The organism is Paenibacillus sp. PK4536, from assembly GCF_028594455.2.
Lineage (GTDB): Bacteria > Bacillota > Bacilli > Paenibacillales > Paenibacillaceae > Saccharibacillus > Saccharibacillus nuruki.
This window is the reverse complement of record NZ_CP126313.1, coordinates 3411402-3435790: the sequence shown is the minus strand read 5'-3', so window position 1 is coordinate 3435790 and position 24389 is coordinate 3411402. Positions and strand designations below refer to the sequence as shown.

19 protein-coding genes are annotated in these 24389 nt (G+C 38.7%); 3 read left to right on the top strand and 16 right to left on the bottom strand.

What is annotated here, in order from left to right; all coding sequences use genetic code 11:
• Positions 1 to 24: 24 nt before the first annotated feature.
• The 10 genes from PO903_RS15430 to PO903_RS15385 all read right to left on the bottom strand — a co-directional run bounded on the left by PO903_RS15430 (position 25) and on the right by PO903_RS15385 (position 10570).
• Positions 25 to 1011 carry a PepSY domain-containing protein gene (locus PO903_RS15430; RefSeq protein WP_137225034.1) on the bottom strand — a complete coding sequence of 329 codons (987 nt, stop codon included), beginning with the start codon at positions 1009 to 1011 and terminating at the stop codon, positions 25 to 27.
• Positions 1012 to 1053: 42 nt separating this feature from the next.
• On the bottom strand, positions 1054 to 2511 hold the full coding sequence (locus tag PO903_RS15425) for a sensor histidine kinase (protein ID WP_273593856.1): 1458 nt from the start codon (positions 2509 to 2511) through the stop codon (positions 1054 to 1056).
• Between the two features lie 15 nt (positions 2512 to 2526).
• The gene (locus PO903_RS15420) at positions 2527 to 3228 is read right to left on the bottom strand and encodes a response regulator transcription factor (RefSeq protein WP_069328400.1); all 702 of its coding nucleotides are present in this window, start codon (positions 3226 to 3228) and stop codon (positions 2527 to 2529) included.
• 194 nt (positions 3229 to 3422) lie between these two features.
• Positions 3423 to 4421: an ABC transporter substrate-binding protein gene (locus PO903_RS15415; protein WP_273593855.1), complete on the bottom strand. Its 999-nt coding sequence runs from the start codon at positions 4419 to 4421 to the stop codon at positions 3423 to 3425.
• A gap of 100 nt (positions 4422 to 4521) precedes the next feature.
• Positions 4522 to 6339, bottom strand: coding sequence for an AraC family transcriptional regulator (locus PO903_RS15410; RefSeq protein WP_285097246.1), 1818 nt, complete (start codon positions 6337 to 6339; stop codon positions 4522 to 4524).
• Positions 6340 to 6543: 204 nt separating this feature from the next.
• Positions 6544 to 7086: a GNAT family N-acetyltransferase gene (locus tag PO903_RS15405; RefSeq protein ID WP_273593853.1), complete on the bottom strand. Its 543-nt coding sequence runs from the start codon at positions 7084 to 7086 to the stop codon at positions 6544 to 6546.
• Between the two features lie 120 nt (positions 7087 to 7206).
• Positions 7207 to 7758 carry a GNAT family N-acetyltransferase gene (locus tag PO903_RS15400; protein ID WP_069328405.1) on the bottom strand — a complete coding sequence of 184 codons (552 nt, stop codon included), beginning with the start codon at positions 7756 to 7758 and terminating at the stop codon, positions 7207 to 7209.
• Positions 7759 to 7904: 146 nt separating this feature from the next.
• On the bottom strand, positions 7905 to 8411 hold the full coding sequence (locus PO903_RS15395; protein ID WP_273593852.1) for a CBS domain-containing protein: 507 nt from the start codon (positions 8409 to 8411) through the stop codon (positions 7905 to 7907).
• A gap of 111 nt (positions 8412 to 8522) precedes the next feature.
• Complete coding sequence (locus PO903_RS15390; protein ID WP_273593851.1) at positions 8523 to 9752, bottom strand: glycoside hydrolase family 43 protein; 1230 nt, start codon at positions 9750 to 9752, stop codon at positions 8523 to 8525.
• A 143-nt stretch (positions 9753 to 9895) separates the two neighbouring features.
• Complete coding sequence (locus tag PO903_RS15385; protein WP_161594306.1) at positions 9896 to 10570, bottom strand: phospholipase D-like domain-containing protein; 675 nt, start codon at positions 10568 to 10570, stop codon at positions 9896 to 9898.
• Positions 10571 to 10774: 204 nt separating this feature from the next.
• Here PO903_RS15385 and PO903_RS15380 point away from each other — a divergent pair, with 204 nt between their 5' ends.
• The gene (locus tag PO903_RS15380; RefSeq protein ID WP_273593850.1) at positions 10775 to 11611 is read left to right on the top strand and encodes a sugar phosphate isomerase/epimerase family protein; all 837 of its coding nucleotides are present in this window, start codon (positions 10775 to 10777) and stop codon (positions 11609 to 11611) included.
• 140 nt (positions 11612 to 11751) lie between these two features.
• Here the strand turns inward: PO903_RS15380 and PO903_RS15375 are convergent, their stop codons facing one another.
• Complete coding sequence (locus PO903_RS15375; RefSeq protein WP_273593849.1) at positions 11752 to 13548, bottom strand: glycoside hydrolase family 43 protein; 1797 nt, start codon at positions 13546 to 13548, stop codon at positions 11752 to 11754.
• A 315-nt stretch (positions 13549 to 13863) separates the two neighbouring features.
• A complete protein-coding gene (locus tag PO903_RS15370) occupies positions 13864 to 14286 on the bottom strand; it encodes a chemotaxis protein CheW (protein ID WP_069328409.1) in 423 nt (140 codons plus the stop codon).
• A gap of 340 nt (positions 14287 to 14626) precedes the next feature.
• Between PO903_RS15370 and PO903_RS15365 the strand changes: the two genes are divergently transcribed.
• Together PO903_RS15365 and PO903_RS15360 are read left to right on the top strand one after the other, a co-directional pair.
• Positions 14627 to 15601, top strand: a complete 975-nt coding sequence (locus PO903_RS15365; protein WP_137225054.1) for a glycoside hydrolase family 43 protein — start codon at positions 14627 to 14629, stop codon at positions 15599 to 15601.
• A gap of 59 nt (positions 15602 to 15660) precedes the next feature.
• A complete protein-coding gene (locus PO903_RS15360; RefSeq protein ID WP_241669425.1) occupies positions 15661 to 16962 on the top strand; it encodes an MFS transporter in 1302 nt (433 codons plus the stop codon).
• 233 nt (positions 16963 to 17195) lie between these two features.
• Here PO903_RS15360 and PO903_RS15355 read toward each other — a convergent pair whose 3' ends face one another.
• The 4 genes from PO903_RS15355 to bglX form a co-directional block, all read right to left on the bottom strand.
• The gene (locus PO903_RS15355; protein ID WP_137225056.1) at positions 17196 to 17990 is read right to left on the bottom strand and encodes an imm11 family protein; all 795 of its coding nucleotides are present in this window, start codon (positions 17988 to 17990) and stop codon (positions 17196 to 17198) included.
• 624 nt (positions 17991 to 18614) lie between these two features.
• Entirely contained in the window at positions 18615 to 20543 is a 1929-nt protein-coding gene (locus tag PO903_RS15350) for a beta-glucoside-specific PTS transporter subunit IIABC (RefSeq protein WP_273593848.1), read from the bottom strand.
• A 205-nt stretch (positions 20544 to 20748) separates the two neighbouring features.
• Positions 20749 to 21603, bottom strand: a complete 855-nt coding sequence (gene licT / locus PO903_RS15345; protein WP_137225058.1) for a BglG family transcription antiterminator LicT — start codon at positions 21601 to 21603, stop codon at positions 20749 to 20751.
• 205 nt (positions 21604 to 21808) lie between these two features.
• Positions 21809 to 24379 carry a beta-glucosidase BglX gene (bglX, locus tag PO903_RS15340; RefSeq protein ID WP_273593847.1) on the bottom strand — a complete coding sequence of 857 codons (2571 nt, stop codon included), beginning with the start codon at positions 24377 to 24379 and terminating at the stop codon, positions 21809 to 21811.
• Positions 24380 to 24389 lie beyond the last annotated feature (10 nt).

The window sequence follows — 24389 nt, the reverse complement described above, 5'->3', positions numbered from 1 at the left end:
ACGTTAATTATTATGAACTTCTTCTTAGTTCTCGTTGTCGGAATCGTCAACATCATCCCATGTGACAGACATGACTGCTCCAGAAATCGCATTCACCTGTACAGTAGCTTCTCTTTCATCTGGCGTATCAATATCGACCAAGTAATACGATTGTCCTTTATCTTCATCATCTTCATAGTCGGTATCATCCACTTTACCGGGTACTTGAGTCAGTGCAATTCGCTCTGCATCTTTTTCTTTTAAAATCAATACAGGAGGTTTGGATGAATTGTTCTTATCTTTAGGCTTTTCTTTGTCTTTACGATCATCTTTGCGATCTCGCTGATCTTCAGGTGACGCAGGCGCACCGACTGGCGGCTGGTTCGGATCAGGTGTACCCATAGCTGGCTGATCATTAGACGGTGGTTGGTTATTAGCTATTCCACTGTTGTCATTACTGCTATCTTTATTTTCAGTAGTTGAAGTCGGTGGTGAAGATTCAGTCGGTGTCGATGTAGTATCGCTTGTATCTGTCGAATCTTCAGCAGATGATGTATTTGTACTATTGCTGCTATCTGTTGTTGCCGGTGTAGTAGTAGAAGTCGTTGGCTCGGTTGCTGTTGAACTGGATGAATCTGAGCTAGACGAATCTGTTGTATTCGTACTATTAGGTGTAGTGGTCGCTACTGTCGATTGTCCGATCTGTTGAATCGATTGAATCGCTCCACTGTTACCGTTGACTTGAACTTGATACATGCCTTGATCCGATTGTAACTGAACTGTATAGATTCCATTATTTAATGCAGTCTCTGTTACTTTACCCGGATATTGCTTGAGTACTACATTTTTGGCTTGTGTTGATGTTAAAACAGGGCTCGCTTGTGCTATAGATTTCCACCATAATGTCATTAAAAACATTAAAATTAATAAAATCACGACTGCTCCGGCAATCCACCATCGTCTGTCTTTGATAACAGTTGCTACTGTATGAGTAGCAGGTGATGCTGTTCTTTGCATCTCTCTTCGTCGCATTTATGGATCACTTCCTCAATATAATTTCTAATTGCATCGTTATTATACAGGCTCTTCATTAGAATTTGCTGAGAACACGGTAGTTGTGGGTACAAAAATAGCAGGTAACGAGACAATCGCTGTTGTGCCTTCTTTTTCTACACTTTCCAGACGTATCGTAGCGCCAATCGCATCTGCTATTTCTAAAGCTAAAGTCAGACCTAGTCCAGATCCTCCTACATCGGTACGACTACGTGCTTCATCAACCCGATAAAAGCGGTCAAATACTTTGGATAATTCAGCTTGAGGAATACCAATTCCTTGATCAATAATTCGAATACATCTACGCTGTATCTTCACTGTACCTGCATGCTCTGACATGGGTTGATCATTTTCAATCTCAATCACGATCGGATTCTGACTATATTTACGAGCATTATCTAATAAAATGAACAACAATTGTCGCAATTTACCAGCATCATTTTGAATCAATAGTAGCGACGGTTTGGCTAGCAATTCAGGGGAAATACGAACATCAATCTGACGCTGATATGCATTATGGAACCCTTTGACCAATTGATCAATTTCTTCAGCTAAATGCAAAGGTTCTATCGATAAATTCCACTGTTCTTTGTGCTTGGCTAATAACAGCAGTTGCTCGGTCATTTCTTTCATACGTACCGCTTCTGAATGAATCGCATCAACCGACTCATGGAATAGCTCTGGACGATCCATCCCTCTACGCTTTAACAGACTGGCATAACTTTCAATAATGGTGAGCGGTGTTTTGAGTTCATGAGAAGCATTAGACACGAACTGTTTTTGCTTATCATAATTGGTCTCAAGTAGATCAATCATTGCATTAAATGTCTGACCCATTTCTAATAATTCATCTTTGGACTTAGGATCTAATTCCAAACGCTTGAATCGCCCGCTTCGCTTAATCTCACTCATCGTTGAAGTCATGGCTCCAATAGGGCGCATAATAATTCGTCCTAGAATATGACCTGATAAAATAACCGGAATCATGGCTAACCCTGTGACTGTAATCAATACGATTCGAAGTACCTGCAAATAATTTTCTGTCTGATGCAGGCTTTCTGTCACTTGCACATTCACAACAGAACCGTCCGTCCAGATCACAGGAATAGATACGAATACATACCCATTCGCATTATACGTAATTTTTTGAGATTGTAATTCTTTACTATAGCTTACGGTGCGCTTACTTAATTCTTGTTCCGAAGAAGAAGTTACGACTAATGAATTATTTCCTTTTTCAGTGACAATACGGATCATTCCATCTACAGGAACATAAGCACGTAATAGATCGGCTGTGGTCATCGAACCTGCGATTTGCCGAATATTGTCCGCTGTTTTGTTGGTCTGTGATTCCACTCGTACCAATTGTTCATTGATCGACAAGCGGCTAAACACAATATAGACCAGCACATTGGTTAAAATAAATAACAAGGCAAATAACACCGAAGAATACAAATGTATTTTACTTCTTAGCTTCATCCTGTATCCTTTCTGTTAACTATTATCTTTAATAACATACCCTACTCCGCGTACTGTATGAATCAGTTCGCGTTCAGGATCTTGATCTACTTTTTTGCGTACATAACGGATATAGACATCTACGACATTGGTATCTCCGTAATAATCGTATCCCCAGACCGCAGTGACAATCTGATCCCGATTCAGTACTTGCCGTTTATTTTTGAGCAAATAAGCTAACAGATCAAATTCACGTGGTGTGAGCTCAATCTGTTGCTCACCTCTGATTACTTCTCGGGTTCCTTCGTTAAGACGTAAGTCTGCTGCGGTTAACCAGACTCCATCATTGTCTTCGATAACCGGAACAGTCTGTGGACGTTGCCGTAGAGCTGCACGTACACGAGCTAATAATTCTTCGATTTGAAAAGGCTTGGTAATATAATCATTCGCTCCCAAGTCCAGACCGGCTACTTTATCTTCAACAGAACTTTTGGCGGTTAATAAAATAACAGGTATATTGCCACCCACACCACGAATCCGTCTCAAAATTTCGATACCACTCATTTCGGGTAACATCACATCTAACAAAATAAGATCATACGTACTTTCTTGATACAGATCCCATGCTTGTGCTCCATTATAAGCTTGTGAAATATCATACCCTTCTGCTTCCAGTTCAATCTGCAACAGTCGAGAAATTTTGTGTTCATCTTCTACGATTAAAATATGTTCCTTCAATCTCTGTTCCTCCTTGTTGCTATAGCTACTCTGTATTCACTTATCCTTTATCATAACAGACCGTGCGATGTTCACGAAATTCAGTTGTTGCGCTAATGAATTATATCGACAAAAAAGGATATCCTGCTTGAACAACGATAGGCATGAGACGCTATCATTGCAGTCAGGATATCCTGTAAAAGAAGTCTATATCATTAAGATTTGTTTTTATCGATCAGCATGTCTTTGATTAATCCGATCTGACCAATAATTGATTCAGGATCATAGTAAGCATAGGTGTCATAAGGTAACATATAGACCTGTCCTTTTTTCACAGCCGGCAAGCTTTTCCATAAAGGGTTATCCAGAATAGAACTCTTATCAACCTGTTCCGCATCATTATTAAAGCAAATAAAAATATAATCAGCATTCGCATATTCTGGCAATACTTCAAGGGAGATATCTTTGATCTGTGCATCGTTATCAATCACTTCTTTTTGCACGATATCTAATGGTTTTAATTGGAGCGCATCATAGATAGCATATCCGCCACGCCCATAATTTTCACCGAGTACAGCTATTTTTTTACTCCGCACATTAATAAGTGCCGCAGTTTGTCCCGGTTTTACTATATGTTTAATTTGTTCACGTGCTTGTTCAGCTGTCTGATCATAGCGATCTAACCATGCCTTTGCTTCTTTTTCGCGATTTAATAATGTACCGAATAATTGTATTTCTTCTTTGGGATTATGGTAGGAAGAATAAGGAACATAGATCGTTGGAGCAATTTTGGAATATTCTTCGTATTTTTCGACATCAAAATCGTTAATAACGATCAGATCAGGATTTAATTCAACTACTTTTTCCAAAGAAGTGGGTGTACCAATATCACTAATCGATTGTTCTTGTTCTTTCAAAAATGGACTGCCCATCCACCACTCTTTGTTTGCCCCTACAGGAGTCAGTCCAAGTGCAATCAGTGTTCCATGGTAATAGGTAGATACAATTCGTTTGGGGTGAGTAGGGATAGTCACTTTCCCTTTAGCTGTGTCGATCGTTCGTGTTGCAGACTGTGATGATTCTGTGTTCGTCTGTTGACTCTCTGTTGCTGAAGTAGTACTTGTACGACTACTACAAGCTCCCAATACCAGTGCTATACATAACAATAGTACACCTGTAATGATAGTCTTTTTTGTATATCTGTAATAATTCATAATGTCCCCCTGCGATTTAATTGATAATCATTCTCAGGTGGAATCATAACAAGTCTATCGTATAACGTCTATGCACAAATATGATCATTTATCATGACAATCATGATATGAACTGTTGTAACCATAATTTTAATTGTGCTTCTTGTGAACAAGGATCAAATCCATAAAAAATATTGCGATCCATAGTATAACATTGTCGATTCTGTACAGCTGCTAATTGTTGCCACTCTAAAGATTCCATTACAGGCTCCAAAGCGACTTCTGATGTGCCTTCAACTGGATAATAAATCACAATCATATGATCTGCTGCATATCGACTTAATTCTGCTAAAGTCACTTCTTTACTGATCAAATTCTGATCTATAATATCTTCTTGTACGATTGCAGGAGGATGATGATGTAACTGTTGATAAATAAGCGGCCCACCCATACTGCGCCGATCACCGTATACATATATTTTTTCTGAGACGATTTTGTAGATACCTACTGTTTCATCCATACCGATAAACGAGGATAATTGTTCTCTCGCTTGCTGTATTTGCCGATCCCAATCATTTAACCATTGATGTGCCTGTTCTAGCCTGCCTACCTGCTCCGCTAACCACAACCATTGTTGTTGCCAGTTGTGATGTTCAATAGAGAGAGTTTGTACAGGTACATATTCTTCTAATATGAATCTACCCAGATTATCTTCATACGCAAATACAAGATCCGGCTGTACATCATTCATCGTCTGTATAGATTGCTCTAGACTATCATGCAATACAATCATCGTGCTTAGATCCAGATGTTGATGATACTTCTCCCATTTCCATTGTTCCAAATACCCTGCTTGGGGAACCATACCAAGTTGAAGAAGCATCGCTGTAAAAGGATAATTCCACGTAGCATACTGCTTCTCAGACGATTGATACTGCTTGGGCGATAGACCAAATAAAGACTTAAACCGACGGCTAAAATAATGCTCGTTCGGATATCCGTTACGTCTAGCAATCTCGCTAATACTTGCACTAGAATATTGCAGGTCTTTTTTGGCGGCATTCATTCGCCAGCGGTAGACATAATCGGTAAACGAAATACCTTTATGCTTACGGAAAATACGAGAAAAATGTTCAGGTGTAATCCCTAAGCGAGCAGCGATAACCGTACGCCGTATCTCTTCACGATAATACATCCTTACCTCATCTGTAGCCTGCTGTATCATATTCAGATTAGTTGCTTCTGTCCCTGGTGACTGATGGTTCCATATCAAATGTAATAGTTGATAAAAAAGAAGTTGGCTATACAGCTCTTTTTCTACAGACAGTTCTTTTGGCTGATCTACGGTTGCTAGTAATTCTTTGCCTAAGCGCTGCATTTCCAAAGGGGAATGTACAGGTATGATCGTAGCTAGACCATCGCTAGACCAAGAAGAAGATGCATGCTTATCTACGTTTTGGAACATAAGTTTCAATAGCTGGACAGGTTGTGAAGAATTATTATATAGAAATACACCACTTCCAGCTGGACAAAATAAAATCTGATCCGCTTTGATCGTAAAGTGACTGCCTTGAAGCTGGACATCTGCTTGTCCTTCTTTGATCATCATCAAAGTATCGTATTCTGCAACTGTCCATTCTTTAGGATGATGATGTAGATAAGTGATGATCGTCAATGACAAAGGAATCCATACTTTACGAGATAAGATATGCGTATGTTGTTTGTGTTCAGGAATAGATACATCGTTTGGATTGGAAAATGGATAACGATTTTCTTTTAACTGCTCAGTAATAGCACTTACTTCTTCGTCAGACAATTTACCCAAATATTTAACAGTACGATGCTTGTTCTTGCCTTGTTCATCTCGATACGATTCTACAATACGATAATACGTATATACATGTCCTTGCTTATGTACCTTTTGCTTTTTCAAAAACATGATCAAATCCCTTTCAAGTTAAGGTCTATAGTTGAGGACTACAACCTATAATAAAAGTACCTGAAAAACTCAGGTACTCGGGTCTAAATCCTGTTCATTATTCGTTTCCAAAATATAATGATTATCATTTAGTGATGTCAAAGAATAAAGCAGTACGTCAAAATGATAATTGATCTCACAAAATCATGAATAAAAAACGATTTACTAGCCAATAATTTTCTGATAACTAGCAATATCGAGCCGCCGACCAAATTTATAACCAACTTCACGAAAATGAGCACATTTCTCATAGCCATATCGTTCAAATAAAGCGATACTATTTGCATTTTCTGTACATACCGTTGCAATTAACACATGAAATCCACTTGCAACGCCTGCTTGTTCTAGAAAAGTGAGCGATTTTCCGCCTAATCCTTTGCCTGTCTGACCGGGTTTTAGATAGATCGTTACTTCTGCTGTAACATCATATGCTTGTTTATTTTTGTGTGGAGTGATTAAGATGTAGCCAGCGATTACAGGTGTAGGTTCAGCATTAGAGACTACAGAATTATCCTGTGTATCCTGTTCTTCGATAATCACATAAGACTTGTAATGAGCAGGTACATTCATAATCTGCGCGCGCATCTGTGCCAACGATAACAATTCCGTATGAAAAGATACGGTTGTATGCTCTACATAATGATTATAAATCGACAACACTTCAGGCAAATGCTGTTCTTCTATCGGTGCAAATCGAATAGTACTCATCTCTAACCAACCCCTCTATTCACAAAAAATAGTGCATCATTCTTTGCTCTGATAGTTGGAATCAAATTGTTCTTCAGGCAAGTCAAATGAAGCTAACTCTTCTTGAATGCGGTTTGCCGATTAATCAGCTACAATCGCATAAATTTTGGCATCATGAAAACGTCCTTTAACATACAAGTTTTTACGCATTAAGCCTTCATATTGCATGCCGACTTTCTCCATGACTCGTGCAGAATTAATATTATCAGGCATACAACGAGCTTCGATCCGTACCAATTTCATTTGATTCCAGCCAAAGTCGATAATTGCTTTCATCGCTTCTGAAGTATATCCACGATTCCAAAATTCTCTAGAAAGAGCGTAACCGACTTCAGCTTTAAAATGTTTGGTATTCCAATTGATAAAGCCCATTGTACCGATCAAGCGCCCGGATTCTTTATGTTCAATCCCCCATTGAGAGACAGCGCCTTCTTCATATTTTCCAAGTAAAAAGGAAATAAACTGTTGGGTCTCTTCGATCGACTGGTGTGCATGCCATGTGACATAACGAGTCACTTCTGGATCAGAACCATAAGCGTACATATCTTCTGCATCGTCCATCGTAATCGGACGTAAAATCATTCTTTCTGTTTCCAGTACAGGCAAATTCCCAAAAATATCTTCGATTTTCATATGTATCTGCTCCTTCAAATTGGGATAGGTTATATGTATTTTACCATATATGTGAGTAGAGCGTTGCTAACAAATATGATCAATGTTCATACAAAAAAACCGTCCTTAAGGACAGCTCCAATTACTGTTATCATCTACATTTTCTATTAACTGCGATAACCATAACGTAGATCATTGGCTGTCACAATACCTACCAGATGATCTTGATCGGTAACAATCACACTATCATTGCGGAAATATTCAGCACGCTGCTCTGCAAGCTGTTGTACATCAGTTACATTATGATGAACATCAACAATAAGAGGCTTTTGTGTCATCAACTTCACAATTCGTTGCATCTGAAATCCATCCATGCCTGAACGTCTATTCACACGAAAGAAAAAGCGAGCACACATCACGATACCTACTGGATGATTGTGCTTATCACAGACTACAATACTTTCAGCTTCAGGATAACTGGACATGACTTTAAGCGTTTGTTCACATGTCTGCTTGGTTGTGACTTGAGGAGCACTACGAAGAAGATCAGTAAGGGTTAACGTGTCTTCAGGTGGACGACTATCTGGAAATGAAGGTATCGCCACTGCTTGCAAAGACGTAGCTTCATTTGTTCTCGCTTGTCTTAGCAGGGGCTTCAGCATCTGACTAATCATGATCGATCGCCTTCTTTCTATGATTCAGAGTATATATGAATCGTACTCTTTCAAGATTAAAGGCGATAACGAATCATGTGAAATACATGTAAATGCTATTTGGTAACATTATTACAGATCGTTTAGCGTCCATTCATCACGCCAAGATAATGTAATTGCACCATCGTCTGCTATTTTAATAGGTAACCAGATATAACGTGAATCTTTGAGGTTATCTTTTTTCCAGCGATCTCCCATATAGATAAATTTACCAGGTGCTCCTTCTACCGGAATAATATGTGTGCTTTGCGAACCAAATGTAGTCTGACTATCTGGTGCAAAATTTTTCAACGGCGCCCACGGACCAAAGATATGATCAGCTACTGTATATTTAGCAACATTCGGGTCCCAGCCAGTCGCTCCAGAAGTCACCATATAGTACTTGCCGTTGTGCTTGAACATCGCTGGTGCTTCACGCTGTGCTCCCGGGAATACACGCACATAATCTTCACCATAGACCGATTGATATTCCTGATCTCGTTCTGCTTTGCCTTCTTTGTGCCAACCTGTAATGTCGGTATAGTCATCGTTTAGCTTGGAAATATAGATCGTTAGATTCTCTTCACTGGAATAGACCAGATAAGCGGTTCCATCATCATCTTTGAATAAAGTCATATCTCTTGCCATCCCCGGTTGATCGGGCTGTCCATTGTACTCTGCATCTTTAGGTGCTCGATCCATACGGAATCCTTCTCCATATACAAAAGGACCTGTTGGTGAATCAGACAGCGCATAGCCTGCTTGAGCTTTGGCATAATTAGCAGTTGATGTCGCACTTGGCCCATCGGTATGCATCCACATAACGTACTTGCCTGTTTTTTCATTATAAATCACTTTAGGGCGTTCGATAATACGATTCGTTCCAATATCATTAAGTATGTTAGCAGTATCTGTACGTCCTGCATATAATTTAGAAATAACTGGATCATTAGTAAAATCATCTTCCGATTCAATGGCTGTTAATGCTAATCCTTTATCTTCCCAATTATAAAGGTCTTTGGAAGCATATACATGAACGCCACGTGCAGGTAAGTATCCATTGGTCTTGTCTTCCCCATACCAGTAATAGGTCTCATCTTGCTGATTGTATAATATTCCGCCTCCATGTGCTTGAATAGGTACACCATTCGTATCATTCCAGACCGCACCGGGTGTAAAAGATGAGGTATTCGCTACCTGGATTGCTGAAGAAGTATCATTTGTTGTAGATGCTGAGATCGATGCAGGCATCCATAAAGAAGTGAACAATACAGACCCACAGACAAGAGGTAGCCATTTTTTACTTATTGACCATAGATTCATTACATTGCCTCCTTTTATTTTGTATACGCTTACAAAAACATATAAAAAATATACTCCCCTAATCAGGAAGTATATTTCTCATTGTAATAAAAACCATTTTTTAAGTCAAATATCTAATAAAAGGAAAATGAATGACATATTGTTTAATTATTCGCAATCCAAGTCTCATAACGACTGTGATCATTCCACATATGTTCAAAAATAACTGACCATTTTTCCGCCAGATTAGCATCATGAATAGCGACTAACACTTCATCATTTTCTTCGCTTGATTCATCGGTATAATTAAATGAACCGACAGTAGCAATTTGACGATCTACAATTAACATTTTCTCATGCATTTTACCATCAAATGTATTGATCTTAATCGTTGCTCCTGCTTCTATTAATGTTTGAAGCGCTTTGATTTGTGATTTCTTTTCTACTTTAGTTTTATCCGTGAGAATATGCACTTGCACACCACGCTTTTGCGCATATTCCAACGCTTGAACAATTGATTCTCGTGACAAATTGTAGATAGCTATATCCAGTGTAGACTGTGCTTTATTGATTAAATTAATAATGAGCTGATCCGGCTTTTGTCCTTCTGCTGAAAAGACATAATCAATCGTTGTTCCCGGATCTGTTGGCGTACTTTGTGTAGTCGGTTCTACAGTAGGCTTGGTCGTAGATGATATATGATCTGAATTTTTTTGAAGTGGCACTGAATATACTTCAGGTGCAATCGTTTTTGAAGTGCTCGAACACGCACTCAATACCATCACTGCACTCAAAAAAGTAAAATGAAGCAAACTTATTTTATGACGTAATAAGGTCATTATGGGCAAAATCCTTTCTTTATGCATCAACTTCGATGAAAGAGATCATTCTTCTTTAATGAATACACCCTATTATAAACCAATGCTCTTTCGAATCAAAATAACACTCTAATAAATACCTTTTATCTTCCATAGATATAAAGGACTTCCACCTCTTTGGCACGAATACTATAACCATCATTCACGATTGGGAGATGATTATTAATGATTAAAGGAATCAGTCAGGCTGGACTTGGTCACATTTCACCTGAAGAATTAGTCCGTTCTGCGGCTACGTATGGATTTGGCGCTGTCGATATGAGTACGGATACATTAGTTGCTAAGTATGGATTAGAAGGAACTCAACAACTTTTGAAAGATCATCATGTCGTATTGGGTTCAATAGGCTTGCCTGTAGAATGGAGTCAGACCGAATCCCTTTTTCGTGAACAATTAACCCGTGTAGCTACAACAGCATATCAAGCTTCTTTACTTGGTTGTGAAAGCTGTTGTACATATATTTTACCTGCTACCGATGAATTACCTGCTGCTTATATGGCGCAGAGTATTGTGCGTTTACGTCAGATCGCTTCTATTTTGGATGCATATGGTATTCGATTAGGGTTAGAATTTGTAGGGCCACATCACTTGCGTACTGCTTGGAAATACCCATTTATTCATAGTGTGGAAGATACCTTAACAATGATTGATGCCATAGATCAGACTAATGTAGGCTTACTGGTCGATGCTTATCATTGTTATACAACAGGATTTACAGCGGATGATATTCGTCAATTACGTGCAGATCAGATTGTCCATGTGCATATTAACGATGCCAAAGATATTCCTATGGATCAAGTGCTGGATAATGATCGCTTATATCCTGCTGAAGGGGTCATTGATTTGCGTTCTTTTGTTCAAGCTTTGCAAGATATCGGTTATACGGGTGTGGTGGCACAAGAAATTCTCACACCAGAACCGCCTACCGATTCAATCACGTCATTATGGGAACGTTCAGAGCGTGGATTTAATCATGTATTTCAAGCTCTTTCTACGATCTGATCGTCTGTTGATTGATTCTATATATTAAGAATTTAATAAAGATATACAAAATAAGCCTCACCATCCGTCTCTTGTACTCATCAGAGATCAATGGTGGGGCTTTACAATTGAAATGTGCTTATTTTATCTATGGCTATCTATTAATGCTGTTGTTCGATGAAAAATGTGCTGTACTCTGCATATCCTATGGTATCCTGATCATCACTTGTTAATTCAAATGGCTCTATTCTTTTTTTCAAATCCACAGCAAATATGCCTACTTTGGCACCTACCCAATGCCCGGGGTGAATAGGTTCGATATGTGGAATATCAATAAAATGGCTACCATCCAGACTATAACTAAATTGAGATAACCCTGCATGCAAAATAGATACCGGAATCTGATCTTCTCTTGCGGTGCTTGCAGGTGCAGGATGATCGACTTGCTTGGTATCTAACCATACTGATACACGCAGATAGATAGGATTAGATATATGTGGTTGTGAAGGATTAACCTGTAGATCATGCAGATCTGTCTGCCAAATGTCTTCTTCAATCGGATGATCAAGCGCTTGCCCCTTAGCATCTTGATCACTATAGCCTTGTGTTAACGATAAACGGTAGTGCTGATCTTCATTCTGCTCTATCGCTAAATACGTATATGTTCGTCCAAATACAGTGAGTCCGAATTTCTCAGTCATCGATTTGGGAGCTATCTGCAATCGGGTCGTCGCTGTAAAATGGGATGAAGGTAACTTCTGTAACAACAATTGTGGAGCATCGTACAATACCGCCTTGTCCGATAATCCTACTTCACGAGATACAAATGGACACGCATATAATCGTAACTCCTGATGTTCATCATCGGTAGCATACCAGTCTGGTTGCGGATTTGCTTGCCATTGCCACTGTGATCCAAAAGTCTGAGTCGCTCCATCTAATAATTGGATCTGTTCCTCATAAAGTGAATACGGTTGCATAGATGTGATATTCGAAGCTTGATTTTCTGAAGAATATTCGATAGCTGGATTGTTATTACGAGTTACAGGCATATGCCATTGTGATACAGGTTCTCCTGCTGTCTGCCCTTGTTGATATTGTCCGATAATAGGCCAACCGTTATCCCATTGCATCGGTTGAAGATGAGTAATTCGTCCATACGCATATTTATCTTGAAAATGTAAAAACCACGACTCTCCTGCCGCTGTCTCTACCCAACTTCCTTGATGTGGTCCATTCACTTCACTATTTCCTTGTTGCAACACAATTCGATCTTCATAGGGTCCGAAAATATGGTCAGCACGCAAAACAACTTGCCAACCGTGACTGACTCCTCCCGCAGGAGCAAATAGGTAATACTTGCCTTCACGTTTGTAACACTTGGGACCTTCCATAACAGGATGAACCGATCCACCATCATACACAATTTGTCCTTCACCCAGAAGTTCACGACCATCTGCACTCATACGGAACATTTGCAATTTACTTCGAATCCCTGAACGACTATGAGCAAAAGCATGCACAAGATAAGCTTGCCCATCTTCATCCCAAAATGGACACGGATCGATCCATCCTTTGACTTTTTTCAACATATGCGGAGCAGTCCATGGGCCTGTTGGTTGTTCTGCCGAGCACATAAAGACACCTTCATCCGGCGTACTGAAAAACACCAAAAAACGTCCATTCTGATAGCGAAGACTAGGTGCCCATACCCCTTCTCCATGTCTAGGCTGATCATAATCAGACGAACCTTCTAGAAATTCTAACTTGGGCAAAATATAATGAATCAACTTCCAATGTACAAGATCTGTAGAATGAAGTAAGGGTAATCCCGGAACATGCGCAAAACTAGAAGCCACCATGTAGAAATCATCCCCTACCGCAATAGCATCAGGATCAGAGTAATCTTCATGAATAATAGGGTTCGTATAGATTTGTGGATCAGACTGTAATGTCATTGATAATATCCTCCTTCAATCTATTATGTTAACGTGTTCATTTTCACTTCTATCATACCCTGAATGCCTATAGAAATTAAAGTATAAGCTTACAAATTTAGTGATTTGAACTATAAATACGCTCTCAGTTCAATCATAAAAGCCCTTATAAATTAGACTACTTATTTTATTCAAATTAGTGGTACTGAAATGTATGTAGATGGAGCAGAATCTTTGCTATCTTAATATAAAAAAAGCGCCCTGCGATAAGCAGACGGCGCTTTTTTTATTTACTTTTATATGCAAGACATGATGCGATATGACTCAAGCAGATGTTTAGACGTATGCGTTACGTGTGTACGACAACAACGACTCTACATTCACAATTGGTATAATTTTACCATTCACTTCAAAAGCATTCGGTAAAATATCACGGCTATTTACTTCCGGGTTTTCTTTCAACTCTGATTCTTCTACAGTCGCTGTATTGTCTAGCTCATCCACTAGTAGAGCAACACGAGTACGACGAAGCAAAATCATTTTGTCTGTTTCTTTCGGTTCTTCATAAGACACAGCCAATACTTTACGCAGATTAACCAACGGGTACAATGCTCCACGAATCGTGATCAATCCTTCATGCCAATCTTCTGAAAAGGGTAACGGTGTTCCTTTTTTAGCAGTTTGAATTTCATCAATTTCATTAAAGTTAATAGCATAAGCTTGACCTGCTACATAAAATACAATCAATTCGATTTTCATAATGATTAGCTCCTCGAACAATATAATCTGACATTTGCGTATATATCCTTTATCGACCAAATGGTTCATATTCTTTACTACTTTCTCTATTCCTGTACATGTACGTACATTTCACCACAGAAAATACATATTATAGACAGGTCTATTATCTATTTTGATCTATATTCTTGAAATATGTTTAAATAAGTGCTACTATTTAGAAAATTAGTGTATGTATCAGTTTATTATTAATGTTTATATAAACTATAAATGTACGTACATATTTTTTAAATCAAACTTGTAAGCGTTACCTGAAAATAAAGCAGGATAATGCTATACCACACTTCAAGGAGACGATATCATGACCAACTTACCTGAATTCAAAAATCCGATTGTGGAACAACGAGCTGATCCGTGGATCTACAAACATACAGATGGATACTATTATTTCACAGCTTCTGTACCTGAATATGATCGACTAGACGTAAGACGTGCTCAGACGATCCAAGGATTAGCTGATGCTCCTGCGGTAACCGTCTGGCGCAAACCAGACCACGGACCGCTTAGCAACCTGATCTGGGCTCCAGAGCTACATTACATTAATGAGAAATGGTATATCTACTTCGCTGCGGCTGATGTTCCTGAACCGGTGAATGGTACATTTAATCATCGTATGTATGTGATCGAGACAGATGCGGCAAATCCATTAGAAGGTCAATGGGTAGAAAAAGGACAAATCATTACAGAGTGGGAATCTTTCGCACTGGATGCCACGACTTTCCAACATAATGGCACCCTTTATTATGTATGGGCACAACGTGATTATGATATCCCGGGCAATTCCAATCTTTACATTTCAGAAATGGAAAATCCGTGGACTCTTAAAGGTAAACAAACGATGTTGACTAAGCCTGAACTGGATTGGGAAGTAATTGGTTTCCTTGTAAATGAAGGGCCAGCTGTGCTCAAACGTAATGGCAAAATCTTTATTACGTATTCTGCAAGCGCTACCGATGAGAATTATTGCATGGGATTACTGACTGCTGATGAGAATAGTGATCTGTTAGATGTGAACTCATGGCACAAATCGCCACAACCTGTATTTACAAGTGCTGCTGAAAATGGTCAATACGGCCCCGGGCATAACAGCTTTACCCGTACTGAAGACGATCAACATGATGTACTTGTCTATCATGGACGTAATTACACTGAAATTACAGGCGATCCATTATACGATCCTAACCGTCATACACGCGCACAAGTGATTACATGGAATGAAGATGGTACACCGAACTTTGGCAAGCCTGTGCCTGATGCAGGATTTGTTCGTTCTTAAATCAAGATTTGTTTGTTCATAAATAGAGACAATGATATGGATACGGAGATGAGTGAATCATGAAGTTAAACAATATCAAATTACCAAAATGGAATTTTTGGAATTTTGGCGGATTGTTCTTTTTCTACTTTTTAATCTGGGCAGTTGTACTTGCTTTCTTACCGATCTGGTTAAAAGAAGAAGCAGGACTTGATGCTAGCCATACTGGACTTGTATTTTCAGCAATTTCGTTAATCGCTTTATGTTATCAACCGTTTTTCGGTGTGATTTCAGACAAATTAGGATTCCGTAAAAACTTATTCTGGTTTGTTGTTATTGTTGCTTTATTTATGGGACCCTTCTTTACCTTTTTATTTATTCCACTTCTTCAATATAATATCTGGGTAGGCGCGATTATTGGCGGTATTTACCTTAGTGCTGTTTTCCAGGGTGGTGTTGGGGTCGTTGAAGCGTATATTGAACGTGCTAGTCGTGCCAGTTCGATCGAATATGGTCGTGTACGTCTTTTCGGTTCAATTGCTGGTGCTACAGCGACTTTAATCGGCGGAATGATGTATCTGTATAATCCTATCAGTATTTTCTGGTTCGCATCTTGTTCTGCGGCTATATTGGGGATTCTATTGCATACAGCCAAAGTTGATCCTTCGGCAAGTGCAGCCGGTGTACCTGCGGATTCGAACGAAGCTTCTAGTGAGATTACCAAAGAACGTGTATTTTCGATTTTCAAACTTAAAAATTTCTGGTTCTTGTCTCTACTGATTGTCGGTACAGCAAGTGTGTACGATGTATTTGATCAGCAATTCCCGAACTATTATAATCAATTCTTTGCTTCTCCTGATCTAGGTACACAGCGCTTTAGTGAACTGGTGTCTTTACAGACAGCGATTGAAGCGATCTTGATGATCTTTATGCCATTTATTATTAACAAAATTGGAGCCAAAAACGGACTGTTACTTTTCGGATTATTAACGTTTGTGCGTATTTTTGGAACCGCTATCGCAACAGACACTGTCAGCTTATCATTACTTCGTTTGATTGCTGCTGTTGAAATGCCATTGTTGTTAGTATCCATTTTCAAATACATTACAAGCGTGTTCGATATCAGACTTTCCGCTACGATCTATTTGTTAGCGTTTAACTTTGCCAAGCAAGCCGCTATTGTGGTCTTCTCAAGTATTGCCGGTAACATGTACACCAGTATTGGTTTCCAAAATACGTATTACTTCTTGAGCGCCATCGTATTACTGATTACGGTGATTTCGATCTTTGGACTATCCAATGATAAAAACAAACGTGAGCCTGTAGGAAGCGTTACCCCGAAGCAAAACAAAGAACGAATGGTAGCTATGCCTAAAGTATAATGTAGCTTGATAAGCAGTATATGTAAGCGTTATTAGTAAGCGTCATCAGAACGATATAAGTTGTTGAAGGTAGATATCATAATACAAAAAAGCCTTTCAGTCTTTTACGCTGAAAGGCTTTTTTATTTTTAATTATTTAGAGAAAATTACTAATACTACATTTCATATAACATACTTTTTTTCAAAAATACTTTTGGTGATCTATATGACTGCTAAAGTTCCTTACTCAACATCTAAGCCTTTTTCCATTTCAGATCTAAAAGAATCGGTGGAATATACTTTGGACTGACAAAATCATATTGTAAATCCATATTTAATTGTCCAAGTAAAATATTAAGATCTTGATCTAATTTTAATTTCCATCGATCACTGACCACAGCCTCGTTTTGGTTTACACAGTTCATTGCTTGTTCCCAAGACATACTGAGATCGAAACTATTATTAACACTATTAATATATTCGTTGTAATTCTGTTGTTGATGAAGTTCAGTTTCTTGGTCTATTTCAGAGTCCCATACCAAATCAAAATCTGGACCATGCAAACCAGATTTTTCAATAAATTCTTTAAATTCATCAGATACAAAACAGTACTTACTTGGAAATTCAGGAATTTTAAATATTTTATTATTTGTAGTTATAAGTTCTTTATTAAAATATATTTTTTTGTAATTTGTTTTTTTACCTTTTTTTGAAAAATCAGCAATTGATTTATCTTGGTCTACACAGTCAATCACATTAATAATATTAAGAAGAAAAAATGAGTGGTTCTCATGAATAAGAGGTAAAAATTCTACTTCTCCTTCCAAAAAAATTTCAATTTTTTTCTTTGCTTCTATACCTATTACGGGTGCACTAGGAAGAAACGATGGAAAATCTTTATACTTTTTTTTGCTTCCTTCAATAAAAACTTCAAATGGTATCCACTCTTTAATGAGAGATTGACCTCGGATATTATCTAAAAAATCAATCCATTCACCTATAGTCAGTACAATATTTTTTTCACTACTAGTTATTTTCCAAATTTTCATTTTTTTCCTCTACTCTAATAGATTTTCAAAAATAAATTTCACTTTGTTTACAATATTTATATCATTATAACGAATTAATTGCATATTTAATTTACTATCACCATTATCTGTAGGGTATAGATAGATTAATATTTTATGCAACTTATACATAGACATCTATATTAATTAAAAAATTTTGTTTTCTCTATAATTTTATAACTATAAAAGGGTTGAATTTACAATTCATTTTGGTACAATATGGTTTGGTTATAAGAACCATACCAATTCAATCTAATGAACGGTTTAAAGGAGTCTACTCGTGAATAATCTAGTGAAAGAACGCTGGTATGCTGTGCTGGGTATTGCTATTGTGTTTGGTGGTATTTTGGTTATCAAAGCATTCAGTGGCGATCTGTAATTTGAACTCAACTATAACGGCTTAATGCCAACATGATGTTACTGTAGCAAAAAGAGCTTAAACGATGTCGGGAAATAATCACCCATGACATTGTTCAAGCTCTTTTTGTGTATATTTTTAGCATATATCATATATTCGGTTAGCTTGTTAGTATTGCTTGAGATTCAATATATGCTCATAATGAGTCTAATCTTATTCACTTCTTATCTTGGTTACTAGCTATGATATTAGCTTAATTTATACAATAGTTCACCTGAACGTGTATTAGGCTGTGTTGCAGATTGTAGATCATTATAATCATTAATATTGGTTACAATCACAGGTGTAATCGTCTCATATCCTGCATCACGTACTGCTTTGAGATCGAACTCCATTAATAGATCCCCGATCTTCACTGTTTCTCCTGCTTTGGCATGAGGTGTAAAATGTTGACCTTTGAGCTTCACCGTATCGATTCCGATATGAATTAACATTTCGGTTCCGGTGTCGCTTACAAGTCCAATTGCATGTCCACTTTTGGAAACAGAGAATACTGTTCCATTTACAGGTGATACAATTCGTCCTTCTGTCGGTTCGATCGCTACCCCTTTACCCATAATTTCTTGAGAAAATGCAGGATCATTGACAGCGCTAAGTGGCTTCACTTCACCAGCTACAGGGCTGAAAATATCGGTAGCAACCACTTGATGAATAGTCGGTTGGTGAATATCAATGACATTCGATGCTGCTACCTGATGACTTGTTGCAGACTGACTATTGCCTTCAGTATTGGCAACTGGAGTAGATGCAGACTCTTCTGTCTTTTCTTTAATTCCTGCAAAATAAGTAATCGCTGTTGCAGATACTAGAGCAACGACACCACCCAATAGTGCATAGATTAGTGTACTGATCGATGGGCTGATAAATGCTGCTACACTCGGTAGACCCACCAATCCGGTAATCACGTACGATTTAACATGGAAGATACCCATAAATGCTCCACCTATCGCTCCACCGATTAGAGCAGCAATAAATGGTTTTTTGAATTTCATATTGATACCATACATAGCAGGTTCCGTGATCCCCATAATAGCGGTTAAACCTGTAGAGAAGCCAAGCGATTTGGTTTGAGCATTTTTGGAACGAAGACCTACGCCTAGTGCTCCACCTGCTTGCGCCCAGTTAGCGGCAAACATCAACGGAATAATAAAGTCATATCCTAATGTTGTAATCGAACCGATAACAATCGGTGTCAAAGCATAATGCATACCTGTAATAATTAACAATGACATCGTACCACCGATTAGAATACTTGCGACAATCGACATATTTTCAAATAACCAAGCGATTCCACCGGATAATCCATTTCCGATAATAGACCCTAATGGTCCAATAGCAATCAATGTTAAAGGTACCATAACTAACAATGTAATCGTAGGTACGACTAATAATTTGAGCGATACATGAGTAAAGCGATCTACTACCTTTTCTACATAAGAAGCGATCCAGATCGCAATCACGATCGGAATAACTGTCGAAGAATATGTCGCTGCTACTACTGGAATACTAGCAAATGTTACCGCTTGCCCTGAACCCAATAATGCGGTGATCGTCGGGTGCATAATAGCGGCTCCTAAGGCTGCCCCGATATACATATTACTGCCCAGCTTACGAGAAGCACTAATCGCTAGAATAATGGGTAAGAAGTAAAATGCTCCATCTCCGATGGCTGACAAAATAATGTAAGTAGAACTTGTGTTAGACATCCAGCCTAAGGCTACAAGGATCGCTACGATCCCTTTGATCATCCCTGCGCCGGTAATTGCAGGTAAGATCGGTGTAAACATACCTGAAATAAAATCAAACAGCGTACTGATTGGATTCTGTTTCTTTTTGGGTTTGGATGAAGATGTATTTTCAGTCTGCCCTGCTCCAGGTATCTTTTTGATTAATTCTTTGTATACATTGGCGACTTCATTTCCAATAATAACTTGAAATTGACCGCCATTTTTCATGACACCCATTACGCCGGGTGTTTGTTCCAATTGAGCTTTGTTGGCTAGATTATCATCATTCAAGTTAAAACGAAGTCTGGTCATACAATGAGTGACCTGATCAATATTACTTGTACCGCCGACTAAATCCAGTATGTCTTGTGATAATTTCTCTCTATCCATAGTAAGCTTCTCCTTTTTATATAGGGCTATTACGATTAGGATACAAAAAAACCTAAATGCCTATAAATGAGTCAGTCTACACTGACAGTACATACAATGCTTCTATAGCATATTGCATGATCATCTATCCACATTCAGGTTTTGCCTAATTAAAGTCACAATCCCATTCATTGATGTATTTACTTGTGTGAGTTGGTTCATGATACTACCCTTCTGATCGTTCTGTCTGTTCAGCCTTGGTAATCCGTTCGATATGAATCGTGAGATACAGCAATTCATCTTTGGAAAGGCTACGCTGGTGAATTTTGCTGGTGTAGGACTCAATTTTCTGTGCACATGCATAAGCGTTAGGATACTGGACTTTGACCATATCATGGAGTGAATTGTCTCCACTATCGCTTACTGTATCATGCAGTACGCGCTGTGCGAAAAACTTTAAATGCGTCAAAAAGCGGAAATAACTTAATGATTCTTCATCCATTTCAAAAACATAATGTCGGGTAACGATTCGTAGAACATCTTTGACGATATTGGTCATACTGATCGTCTCGCTCATCTCACCGTTCAATTGTGAGTTCACGAAATGGAGCGCTATAAATCCACCTTCATCTTCAGTCAGTTCAACACCTAATTTGTCTTCAATCATTTGGAGCGCTTTCATACCGATTACGTATTCTTTACGGTATAACTTTTTGATCTCCCAAAGAATCGCATTCCGAATCTCTATGCCTTGTCGATAACGCTCTATCGCAAAATGAATATGATCGGTCAGTGAGATATAAATGCTGTCATGCAATTTGCTTCCGAGTATCGTCTGCGCATATCGGATAATTTCGTCTGAACAATCTACGTATTCGATGGGAATGTCTGATAATAATGTCATCAACTTTTGTGAGACTTCCCTGCTTTCGAGCTTGAATACTTTTTCTACTTTTGTCTCATCCACCAGATCGCCAGGGTGCTTTTTGAAACCGATACCTCGACCCATGACCACCAGCTCCTGTTCAGAAGCATTGATGACTGTGACAACATTATTATTCAGCACTTGTGCTATTTTCATTCCCATCACCTTTTACTATCAAAATAGTCAAAAAGGCAAAACCAAAAATGACTTGGAGCGTCAATTTCGGTTTTGCCTGAGTAATCAGTAACAATCCGTGTTTTTGGTTTTCTGTGAATCCATAGTAACATACGCTCAAAATGTTAGCAACATTTTTTTGTAAGCACTTACTTCACTACTATGTTACAGCGAAAAGCTTTTTAATTCAAGCTTCAATCAGTTCAAACCCTGCTACTTGTACGTGTTTTACATTGGAACCAATATACACTTTGAACTCTCCAGCTTCTGCTACCCATTGCAGTCGTGCATTGCAATACTTGAGCAATTCCTCTGTGATTTCAAATTGTACTTGTGCAGTTTCACCTGGAGCTAGTGTAACTTTTTCAAATCCTTTTAGTTCTTTGACAGGACGAACCGTACTTCCGTATAGATCTTGAATATACAATTGTACAATTTCTTGTCCTGCCACTGCACTGGTATTCGTCACTTGAACCGTTGCTATAATCGACTCAGAACGTTGCATAGTAGAACGGCTTAATTCGATAGTAGAATATTCAAATTGGCTATAACTCAGTCCATAACCAAAAGGATATAAAGGATCATTCGGACCATCTAAATATTTGGAAATATATTTTTCGTGTTCATTTTCGGCAGTAACCGGTCTACCTGTATTGAAGTGATTGTAATAGATCGGTACTTGTCCCACTTGCTTCGGAAAGCTCATTGTTAATTTGGCAGACGGATTGTAATCGCCGACTAATACATCAGCAATCGCATGTCCTGCTTGCGATCCCAAGAACCATGTTTCAACAATACTATCCATATGTTGCTCATACCAATCCAGTACCAGTGGTCTACCATTGGTAAGAACCAATACCACCGCTTTACCTGATTGCTTCGCTAATTCAACAATCGCTTCTGCTAACTGTTGCTGTGGTTCAGGAATCGTAATATCCATACGTGAAGCCGCTTCACCGGACATTTCACTATTTTCACCCAGTGCTAACAAAATCACATCGGCATGACTAGCCACTTCAAGTGCTCGTTCAATTCCACCTGCAATCGATTCATTCACTTTGGAACCTTCACTGTATAGCAGACGATCTTCTTGAATCCCTTTGGCTTGTAATCCTTCTAATAGAGTGACTGTATCTGCTCCATATTTGGAAAACTGCCAAGGCCCTAACAAATCTTTGCTATCTCCGAAAGGTCCGATGACTGCAATGCGTGCACTCGATTCAGCCACATGAAGCGGTAACGTTTGAGCTTCATTTTTGAGCAAAACGATTGATTTCTGCGCCAATTCACGACTAGCTTGTAGATGGTTTTCGTTGAAATGATACTCGACTTCTTTATCTGGACGCACATAACGGAAAGGATCATCCATAATACCGATCTGATATTTATAAGTCAAAATACGTCTTACAGCATCATCTAATTGCTGTTCTTGAATCTTGTCGTCTGCTACAAGCTGTGGTAAAAATTGCTCATACGTTTGCGATACCATTTCGATATCCATAGTTGCATTAAGCGATAGACGAGCAGCTTCACTACGATCTTTCGCTACACCATGCGTGTAAATCTCTTCTACTGCACCATAATCAGAGATCAAGATACCGTCGAATCCTAATTCATCACGCAGTAAATCTTTCAAAATTACTTCACTAGCTGCAATCGGAATCCCTTGATAAAAGTTAAAGGCATTCATCACCGAAGCCGCACCTGCTTGAAGACCAGCCTGGAAAGGAGGCAAATACAAATTACGCAACATCCATTCTGAAATATCAACAGTATTGTAATCACGACCGGATTCAGAAGCGCCATAAGCAATAAAGTGCTTCAGACAAGCAATCAATGTTTCTTTGTCAAATAAACTAGCCCCTTGGAAGCCTTCTACTTGCGCTCTAGCAATAAGAGAACCTAGATACGGATCTTCACCTGAACCTTCGACTACGCGTCCCCAACGAGCATCACGTGCAATATCAACCATAGGTGCATGGTTATAGGTAATTCCTGTAGCGGTTGCTTCTTTGGCTGCGATTGCACAAGCATCACGAATCGCTTCAATATCCCAACTACAAGACCATGCCAACGGTACAGGGAAAATCGTCTGGAAACCATGAATAACATCCGCATTAAACATCAATGGGATACCTAGACGAGATTTTTCTACAGCTGTTTTTTGCAATTCAAATACACGACTACTATTAAAAGCACCTAAGATCGAACCTGTACGTCCTTGTTCCACGAGAACGTCTGCCGATTCTGCTTCGATATCGCCACCAAAAGCAAAATCAGAAGCCATACACTGACTCATTTGCCCGATTTTCTCGGCAATCGTCATTTCGCCAAGCAACTGTTCGACTCGAGCTTGAATATCTTCTGGAGTGCGCTTGATAACATTATTTTTATGATAAGGAGCAACGACGTTAATCAATTCTTCGCTTAACGATTGTCCTCTACCTCTTGTACCATCAAGCTTCATCACTCCTGTAAAAGGTAGTGAAATAAAGCCAGTAAAGCAATCTTCTTCAAATACCATTTCAATCGTAGCTTCGCCTTCTCCATGCGGCAACACAACCACACTTCCGGTAGCTTTCAACGTATTGCCTTCTACATGGATGTGCTTGATATCTAGAGCAAGTGGTAATGGCTCCATTTGCACGGTCAAAGAGTAATCCTGTGGTGTTGGCTTAGGAGACTCTTGCTGAACCTCAAATAAAAATTTCCACTTGGATGATTGTAATTGTGATGTACTGTTCCATATTCCTATCATTCGTATGCCC

Excerpts from the sequence above, each read along its gene's own strand:
- PO903_RS15380 (WP_273593850.1), top strand. The coding sequence starts at position 10,775 with ATGATTAAAGGAATCAGTCAGGCTGGACTTGGTCACATTTCACCTGAA.
- PO903_RS15425 (WP_273593856.1), bottom strand. The coding sequence starts at position 2,511 with ATGAAGCTAAGAAGTAAAATACATTTGTATTCTTCGGTGTTATTTGCC.
- PO903_RS15405 (WP_273593853.1), bottom strand. The coding sequence starts at position 7,086 with ATGAGTACTATTCGATTTGCACCGATAGAAGAACAGCATTTGCCTGAA.
- PO903_RS15375 (WP_273593849.1), bottom strand. The coding sequence starts at position 13,548 with ATGACATTACAGTCTGATCCACAAATCTATACGAACCCTATTATTCAT.
- PO903_RS15410 (WP_285097246.1), bottom strand. The coding sequence starts at position 6,339 with ATGTTTTTGAAAAAGCAAAAGGTACATAAGCAAGGACATGTATATACG.
- PO903_RS15415 (WP_273593855.1), bottom strand. The coding sequence starts at position 4,421 with ATGAATTATTACAGATATACAAAAAAGACTATCATTACAGGTGTACTA.
- licT (WP_137225058.1), bottom strand. The coding sequence starts at position 21,603 with ATGAAAATAGCACAAGTGCTGAATAATAATGTTGTCACAGTCATCAAT.
- PO903_RS15370 (WP_069328409.1), bottom strand. The coding sequence starts at position 14,286 with ATGAAAATCGAATTGATTGTATTTTATGTAGCAGGTCAAGCTTATGCT.
- PO903_RS15400 (WP_069328405.1), bottom strand. The coding sequence starts at position 7,758 with ATGAAAATCGAAGATATTTTTGGGAATTTGCCTGTACTGGAAACAGAA.
- PO903_RS15430 (WP_137225034.1), bottom strand. The coding sequence starts at position 1,011 with ATGCGACGAAGAGAGATGCAAAGAACAGCATCACCTGCTACTCATACA.
- PO903_RS15365 (WP_137225054.1), top strand. The coding sequence starts at position 14,627 with ATGACCAACTTACCTGAATTCAAAAATCCGATTGTGGAACAACGAGCT.
- PO903_RS15355 (WP_137225056.1), bottom strand. The coding sequence starts at position 17,990 with ATGAAAATTTGGAAAATAACTAGTAGTGAAAAAAATATTGTACTGACT.
- bglX (WP_273593847.1), bottom strand. The coding sequence starts at position 24,379 with ATGATAGGAATATGGAACAGTACATCACAATTACAATCATCCAAGTGG.
- PO903_RS15385 (WP_161594306.1), bottom strand. The coding sequence starts at position 10,570 with ATGACCTTATTACGTCATAAAATAAGTTTGCTTCATTTTACTTTTTTG.
- PO903_RS15360 (WP_241669425.1), top strand. The coding sequence starts at position 15,661 with ATGAAGTTAAACAATATCAAATTACCAAAATGGAATTTTTGGAATTTT.
- PO903_RS15390 (WP_273593851.1), bottom strand. The coding sequence starts at position 9,752 with ATGAATCTATGGTCAATAAGTAAAAAATGGCTACCTCTTGTCTGTGGG.
- PO903_RS15350 (WP_273593848.1), bottom strand. The coding sequence starts at position 20,543 with ATGGATAGAGAGAAATTATCACAAGACATACTGGATTTAGTCGGCGGT.
- PO903_RS15395 (WP_273593852.1), bottom strand. The coding sequence starts at position 8,411 with ATGATTAGTCAGATGCTGAAGCCCCTGCTAAGACAAGCGAGAACAAAT.